Source organism: Huintestinicola butyrica, from assembly GCF_025567215.1.
Classification (GTDB): Bacteria; Bacillota; Clostridia; order Oscillospirales; family Ruminococcaceae; genus Huintestinicola; species Huintestinicola butyrica.
This window is the reverse complement of the sequence record NZ_JAOQKB010000001.1, coordinates 460915-468489: the sequence shown is the minus strand read 5'-3', so window position 1 is coordinate 468489 and position 7575 is coordinate 460915. Positions and strand designations below refer to the sequence as shown.

The 7575-nt window shown below is 36.6% G+C and carries 8 protein-coding genes and 1 pseudogene; all 9 read left to right on the top strand.

What is annotated here, in order from left to right; all coding sequences use genetic code 11:
* Window positions 1-88 precede the first annotated feature (88 nt).
* Window positions 89-730, top strand: a pseudogene (locus OCV68_RS02230) (DNA topoisomerase); the annotation flags it as partial.
* Between the two features lies 1 nt (window position 731).
* Window positions 732-917 carry a hypothetical protein gene (locus OCV68_RS02225; protein WP_022411923.1) on the top strand — a complete coding sequence of 62 codons (186 nt, stop codon included), beginning with the start codon at window positions 732-734 and terminating at the stop codon, window positions 915-917.
* Between the two features lie 18 nt (window positions 918-935).
* Window positions 936-1226, top strand: coding sequence for a hypothetical protein (locus tag OCV68_RS02220; protein ID WP_022411922.1), 291 nt, complete (start codon window positions 936-938; stop codon window positions 1224-1226).
* Between the two features lie 62 nt (window positions 1227-1288).
* Window positions 1289-1684 (top strand): AbrB/MazE/SpoVT family DNA-binding domain-containing protein, encoded by a 396-nt coding sequence (locus OCV68_RS02215; RefSeq protein ID WP_177496176.1) that lies wholly within the window; start codon window positions 1289-1291, stop codon window positions 1682-1684.
* Window positions 1685-1700: 16 nt separating this feature from the next.
* Window positions 1701-3302 carry a glycosyl hydrolase gene (locus tag OCV68_RS02210; protein ID WP_262570365.1) on the top strand — a complete coding sequence of 534 codons (1602 nt, stop codon included), beginning with the start codon at window positions 1701-1703 and terminating at the stop codon, window positions 3300-3302.
* Between the two features lie 119 nt (window positions 3303-3421).
* Window positions 3422-3961 (top strand): hypothetical protein, encoded by a 540-nt coding sequence (locus tag OCV68_RS02205; RefSeq protein ID WP_262570364.1) that lies wholly within the window; start codon window positions 3422-3424, stop codon window positions 3959-3961.
* A complete protein-coding gene (locus tag OCV68_RS02200) occupies window positions 3958-4644 on the top strand; it encodes a hypothetical protein (RefSeq protein ID WP_262570362.1) in 687 nt (228 codons plus the stop codon). Before OCV68_RS02205 ends, OCV68_RS02200 begins: the two co-directional genes overlap by 4 nt.
* A 20-nt stretch (window positions 4645-4664) precedes the next feature.
* On the top strand, window positions 4665-7292 hold the full coding sequence (locus OCV68_RS02195) for a MuF-C-terminal domain-containing protein (protein WP_262570360.1): 2628 nt from the start codon (window positions 4665-4667) through the stop codon (window positions 7290-7292).
* A complete protein-coding gene (locus OCV68_RS02190; protein WP_262570359.1) occupies window positions 7292-7552 on the top strand; it encodes a hypothetical protein in 261 nt (86 codons plus the stop codon). Before OCV68_RS02195 ends, OCV68_RS02190 begins: the two co-directional genes overlap by 1 nt.
* Window positions 7553-7575: the final 23 nt, after the last annotated feature.

Sequence of the window (7575 nt, the reverse complement as noted above, 5' to 3'; positions counted from 1 at the left end):
AAACTATGAGCGATAAAATCAAGCGGCTTATTATGAACGATTGCGGGAAAATTTCTTAAAACCACCTTGACAAAATGTATCAGAGGATACTTTGTTATCTGCTATGGAACATGCCAGTGCAGCGGATTTTGATGAGAACGCAGAGAAGAAAGGAATTGGTACACCAGCAACAAGAGCTACCGTTATCGAAGAGTTAGTCGCCCACAAGTATGTGAAACGTGAGGGAAAAAAAGTTATTGCTACAGAAGATGGCAATAAATTGATTTCATTGCTTCCGGACAAAATCAAATCTGCAAAATTGACAGCGGATTGGGAATCTGATTTTCTTGAAATCGAACAAGGTAAGAAAAATGCCGATGATTTCATACTTGAAATTCAAAAATACATTTCTGAACTTTGTGATGAATATGGAAGCGTTGATGATAAGGTGAGTTTTGTTGACCGAAAAGAAAGTTCTGCTGGAGCGATTGGTGCGTGTCCAAAATGCGGAAAGGAAATCAAAAGCGGAAAATTTGGGTTCTATTGTACTGGAAAATGTGGTATGAATACTTCCGCAGTATTCGGAAAAAAGCTGACAGAATCACAGCTGACAAAACTATTATCCGGAAAATCCATTTCATTTACTTCAAATGGATATGAAACTACAGTCTATCCGGAAGTATCAGAACGAGAGTATAACGGAAAAACATATTATAGCTGGAAAAGCAGCGGAAAGAAAAAGGATGGTTAAAATGAAAAAGAAAGCAGTTGTTTTTTGGATTACCGCTGCATCTGTGGCAGCAATCAGTACAGTTCTTTACATTCGGAGTTTACTTGCAGATAAGGAAGAACTGCAAAAAGAGCTTAAAGACCACAATGATGACGATATGGACGAATATTTGTATGACAGCTTAAAGGATAACGACTATTTAGTATAAGAAAGGATGAAAAATATCATGGATATGGATTACGAAGAAAACATTGTAGCAGAAGGAACAGAAGAATTTGTTGTGGATGCAGATAAGCAGGCTAAATTTATGGAAAGTTCCAAAGAACGAATGAACAAGATATGCATCCAGCTGGCTTATCTTGAAAAAATCGCAACGAAGCGTTCCGTGGATTACACACCGGATAACATTGAAAAGATGTTTGCCTACATGGAAGAAAGACTTGCTTCCTGTAAAAAAGCATTTATGGCAAGATTTGAAGAACCCGAAAAGACTTCTGTTTTTGATTTCGACTTTTGATTGTTTTAGGAGTTATAGTGAAATTTACAGGGTTGACACGAAGAATCGAGATAGGTGGGAGATTGTCACTTCCAAAAGGTATTCGAGAGCATTTTCAAACAGAATACATTCAGATTTATGTTCAGAAAAATATGATTTATCTTTCCTGTAACGTAGAAGAAAGCAAGCTAACTAAAGATTCTCTTTTTCAAATCAAGAAAATTGATTCAGTTGGACGATTATATATCCCTTTGGAGATTCGTAGTTCACTTCATTTAATGGATTATGGTGACGAAGTCGAGATTTACATTGACAATGCAAATCAAATTGTTTTGAAAAAGAGGTGTTTAAGATGTGTGTTTTGTAGTAACAAACGTGCTGGAATGTTGTCATTTCAAGGAGCTGATGTTTGCCCAGAATGTGCCGAAAAACTGACAGACACCTATCAAAAGTATAAGAAAACACATTGCATTAAATAACATAGGAGTGATTGCTTTGAAATGGATTAAGTCCATTATCTTATCTATCCCATGCTTTCTCTTGCTTACTGGATGCTATGCTATTGACCTTTATCAAAAGCCAATGCCTATACAAAAAACAGAGTATGGAACAACGGCAGCCATAACAAGTACTGTGACAGAAGTGACAACAACGACAACAACAACTATCTTTGCACCAACTTATCCTGAGAAAGTTGTACAAGCTCCAGTAAGTTTGAAATATCCTGTTGATGTCAGAGTTCAAGCCGAAGATTGCAAGTTGTCTGAGTGGTTTCAGGTAGATACAGAATATTCGGGATACACTGGAAGTGGCTATGTTGTTGGTTTATCAGGCGATTTACAGAATACGATTTGTTTTACTGTGAATGTTCCGGCATCTCAACATTATGATGTTTCTGCAATTTTGGAAGCAGATAGTGATGCTGTATGCACATTACAGATAGATGATGAAATGTGTGGTACACTCGAAATTTCTGGGACAGGTCACTTTATTCAAGCAACTATTAAAAGCGTATACTTAGAAGCTGGTACAAAAAAGATTACTGTGCAACAAATAAGCGGTGATGCTGCTATAGATTGTATCCTTTTGCAAAATTCAAATGACTTGAAAATAGCAGATGTATCAAATACTTTGTGTGATGTTGATGCAACAGAGGAAACACAAAAACTAATGCGTTTTCTTCAAGAGCAATACGGAGAACACATCATTTCTGGTCAATATGTTTCAAGTGAGGAAAATACGGAACTTACAGAAATCTATAAAATCACTGGACAACTCCCTGTTATTCGATTTTCTGACTTATTTGATGAATCTGGAAATGATACGGCTGCTGCATCATTAAAATGGAGCAATCAAGGCGGTATTGTAGGTTTGATTTGGAACTGGAAAGCTCCGACAGGTAAATCTTCCATATACAGTGAAGAAACAGATTTTTCTTTATGGGATGCTATCACAAACTTAGACATTGCTACATGCAGTTTTTCTGAAATTCAGCAAATGAAAAAAGATGGATTGATAACAGAAGATTGTGAAGCTCTTATTAGAGATATTGATAAAGCAGCAAAAGCATTAAAAAAGCTACAAAGTCAAAATGTGCCTGTTCTTTGGCGACCTTTACAAGAAGCAAGTAATGGTTGGTATTGGTGGGGTTCGGCTGGTAGTGATGCTTATCAATGGCTTTGGAATCTGTTATATACACGTCTTACCGAATATCATAAATTGCATAACCTTATATGGATTTGGAACGGTCAAAGTGAATCATATACTGTTCCTGAAACACAATACGACATTGCATCCGCAGATATATACCTCGATGCAACAGAAAAATATAGCAGTCGTTATGAACAGTTCTATGGGTTACAGAAGATTGCAGCGAATAAAATAGTTGCTCTTAGCGAATGCAGTACCATTCCTGATTTAACTGATTCTCTTCGTGATAATGCCATGTGGTCTTTCTTTGGGTTATGGTATGGCGAATATCTAATGGATGATACCACCGGATACACAACACGCAAACAAATGATTGAAGCCTATAATTCCAATGTTGTGCTTACTTTATCTAAATATCTTGCTTGGTATGCACCTCTTTCAAACTAACCTTTAATAAATATGCAAACGCCACAGATGAAAACCATGTACTTTCCAACTGTGGCGTTTATTCAAAAATAAAGCTAAAACGTGTGGACAGACTGTCCATGAACAAGAAAGGAATAACTATGAATGAATCAATTGAAATAGCAGCAAAACTCTTAAAGTTGCCAGTTGATAACTTATCAGATTTTTCGCAGGATGCATTGAATGCAATGGAAGCCATTGTTTTAATGTATGACATCCAAAATGAGAAGAACGAAGGTGTTATACAAGATGCTCTGCGAGAGTTGGAACAGATTTGGCGTTCTGAAACCTTGAATATAACAATGAAAGATGTTTCAAATGTAATCGGGTTTGATTATTCTTATGAAACGCTTTGCTCTCTTGATGAAGAAACAAAATCTCATTTGATGTATGCTTATTTAAACGATAAGAGCGATGTTTACAGGCTGTTTGAGATTGCAAGAAAAGGAATGATTCGTAAAGAACTAAAAAATGTTGCTAAAGTACTGAATATTCCTTCAGAAATCTTGTATGAGTATCCGGAAGAAATACAGGAAAATCTATATGGCATTTATCTTTATCATTATGGAGAGTTTGATGAAAATAATGCTGCTGAAAATCCTGAGCTGATGGATAGATTAAAGGCGGTGCTTTCATTGTGATGGAACATGGAGTACCCTTATCCGAAATTCCGGATAAGCAATTTTTAAACATTCAAGTGAATAATCCTGATTTCATTTTAAGAGGATTAGAACAATGTTCAATTGCCTATCACGCTAAAATCAATGACCATAAAATGTTGATTGCATTCATTGAAAAAGATAGGGATAGAGTATCCGACATTATTGAAAGGAGCAATCGTCTTTCTGTAAATGCTGAATTTCATGAAAGAGTTGAGCAACTACGTTCCGGTGAAAATCAATCTGAAGCAGTTCAAGCTTTACTCCCCGAAATAGCAGCTGTATTGCATGTTTCTGTGTCTTCATTAGAAAGGAAACCGCCTGATTTACAATTCGGTCTTGCATTAACATATACATCTCTCTGTTTTTCCGATGATTTGACAATAAAACAGGCTTTGCAGGAAGAAATCCAACTAAATCATGAAGCAAATACAGAAATAAAGGAGCTGCTAGAGAAAAGAACTAACGATATTCAACCTCTGAACAAAACAGAAAAACTTCGTCAGCAGCAAGAAGATGACCAGAAGAAAAAAGAAGCATATGTTTCCAGAGATGTTCTGAAACGAAATGCCCAAAAAGTACAAGCAGAAAAATCGAATGAATACGTTCAAAGGTCTGAAAAGGAATATACAGAACATCTTGAACGGACAAAGAAACCATATTAACGATAGGGAGAAATGAAACTATGCCAGTAATGGAAAAAGAAAAATCCGCCTTGACAGCGGAAGAAAATCAAATTCTGAGTATGTCTGAAAAAATCCAGCAGAACCTGAAACAAGATGAATCATTTGCAAATGAACTTGATTTGTTTCTGGGTTCTGATAAAAAATCAGATTTTTTACATATTGGCGATACATCAAATGCCCTTGCACTGTCTGGAGCGAATCAAGATTTACAAGTCGTTATTGCCCCAAGAACAATCGTAAAATGTATGTCAGAAGCAGATGAACACTACCATGGACACGGACTGGATGCGGATATTATGAAGCAGCTTCCAGCAGAGCTGAGAAATCCAGTAATGATACTAAAGGGTAACAAAGAGAATAGTTTAGTCGCTATTACCCAGTTGCAAGATAAAGAAAATCGTCCCATTATGGTAGCTGTATCTCTTTCAGAAAAGAAAGGATTCCATGAGGTAAACCGGATAGCAAGTGCATACGGACGAAACAATATGGGAAATTATCTGGATAAACAGCTGAATCAGGGAAACCTTATTGCAGCGAATCAGGAACGTGCCGAAGAACTACTTAACACAATGGGACTACAATTGCCAGATGAAAAAACATTTATCAGCTTTGATGACAGCATTGCCTATACAATGCAGGGTGTGCGAAATGAAATAGAAAGAGCTGATGAGATGCTTCATTCTGCCGGGCTACAATCGCCCCTAGAGAACACATCCATCAGCTCTAAATCTAATAATAGTATAACACATTCAGAGGGTAATGTCAAGACTTCTGATGAAAAAAGACAAGCACCAGTTCAAAAAGAATCGTTATTGCCAATTTTAAATTCCATTCATCAAAGTCATGAGGAAAGGATTGAATCATTAAGTGACAGGATTGATTCACGGCAAGGAAAAATAGAGAAAAATGAAGCACAAATTGAAAAATTATCAGCAAAGGCGGAGCGTCTACAAGCAACGAATGAAATGCTAAAAGGGTTATCTGGCGGTGTACCTTCTTCTGTTGTAAATTTGATGATAGACCGTAACCAGAGAAAAATAGATAAAATTCAAAATATTTCTATTCCTAAGCGTGAAGCAAAGATAGAGAAGCACAACGATAGGATTGCTACATTAGAACATAAAATTGCTGTTTCTCAAGCCAAAGCGGATAAATTGCAGGGGCTGAGTGGGGTGATAAAAAGTTTTGCAGTTTTAAATCCAGAAAAACGCAGACAAGAATACGCACAGTGCATGGATTTGCTGCATGATGCTTCTCGACGTTCCCTATCATTTAAGATAGAAAAATGTGATACGCAGATAGCAAGATTAAGCCAACGATATGAAAAAGCTGAAAATACGACTGAACAATTAAGTATCCAAGGAAAAATAAAAGCCATTCAGGACAGACGAGAAGAACTTTCGGCTCGTATCGAAAAGATTGAACGCTTGCCAATCAATTTTTCTGAACAATCTTCTGAAAACATTGACGGTGCAATGCAGCAAACTGGTGTAACGATAGAAAGCACAGCAAATAATATGACGTTATCTCGACTTGCAGAAGAAGTTGCCGTAGATGGTACTGAATATCTTCGTACAGCAGAGATGTCAATGGAACAAAATTATAATCAAATTGACGGTGTAATCAATAATCTTCCTCCAGAACAAGAAAATTTTTATGATGAACAAATGGAAGAAACACAACAAGATAACATAGAAAAAAGCCATACGGAAGAAGTGCTTGAAGATGAAAAGACTTCCGAAAAAAGTTTTCTGCTTGCCTTAGCAGATGAAGAAAAAGCAGAAATACATAAGGATGGTTCTTTTGTTATTCGTCCTGATTATTATCATCAAATTTCTCCTGAAAATCTTCACATGGAAACGTATCCGGCAGAACAAGCAATGACGATATTAGAAAGCCTTGCAGCTATGGGCATAGCATTCTCGGCAATTTCCGTACAGGATAATAGCGTTGTAACAATTGCATTAGACAAGCATGACGACATTGCATTACAGGAATTTGCTGCAATTGCAGCGAAAAACATTCAAGAAAAAGCGGACGAGTTCCTATCACCTGAAAAAAGCCCTACAAAAGGAGAAAGCGAAAAAGATAAGCCAAAAGAAGAAGTCCATACTTCTAAAATCAACCCAGAGTATTATGCTTCGATTCCTAAATCTGAACGTGTAACAACCGTTGTTTCACCCGATAGTGCAAAAAAAATAATGCAGGCGTTGGACAATCAAGATGTTTCATATTCCGCAGTAGAACGAGGAAAAACAGCTGTAGCAATTACAGTAGCAAAATCAGATGTTCAAAACTTAACATCTGCTCGTGCAGAAGCACAAAAATTGCAGACAAAAGAATTTATCAATCCGGAATTTTATCAGCAGCTTTCAAAAGAAGATAGATATACACAACGTATGACTGCTGATGAAGCACGTCAAGCCATATCCGAATTGCAAAAAGAAGGAGTTTCTCATTCCGCTGTGATTGACGGAAATAAATCGGCAGTTACGATTCACAAAAAAGATAAAGGGGCTGTGTTCTTTTCAAGAAAGCAGTTGCATCAGCAACATGAAAAAGCCCAAAAGCAAGAACAGCAACAAACACAACATCGAAGTACCAAACGAGGAAAAGAGGAATTATAATGATACAAATTTATAGTGATATGTATTTGGTAGACACTGATGTTCCCTCTTTGACCGATAAGGCTACCTCTATCAGCAATTCAAAGCCACTAGTACTAAAAGGAAATTTGCTTATTGATTACATAAATGGTATTGCAATGTTTGATTGTAAAGACTGCAAACTTTTTATTGATTGCATTAGCATTACGGAGTATGAAGATGAAATTGTTATCTTTGAAGCATATGCCAGTTATGAATTTACAAGCATTGCTCCATTTTAAAAAATGAATAAGTAAGGAGGTTT

Bases quoted from the DNA above. Each gene is read 5' to 3' on its own strand.
- OCV68_RS02190 (WP_262570359.1), top strand. From the start codon at position 7,292: ATGATACAAATTTATAGTGATATGTATTTGGTAGACACTGATGTTCCC.
- OCV68_RS02195 (WP_262570360.1), top strand. From the start codon at position 4,665: ATGCCAGTAATGGAAAAAGAAAAATCCGCCTTGACAGCGGAAGAAAAT.
- OCV68_RS02225 (WP_022411923.1), top strand. From the start codon at position 732: ATGAAAAAGAAAGCAGTTGTTTTTTGGATTACCGCTGCATCTGTGGCA.
- OCV68_RS02205 (WP_262570364.1), top strand. From the start codon at position 3,422: ATGAATGAATCAATTGAAATAGCAGCAAAACTCTTAAAGTTGCCAGTT.
- OCV68_RS02220 (WP_022411922.1), top strand. From the start codon at position 936: ATGGATATGGATTACGAAGAAAACATTGTAGCAGAAGGAACAGAAGAA.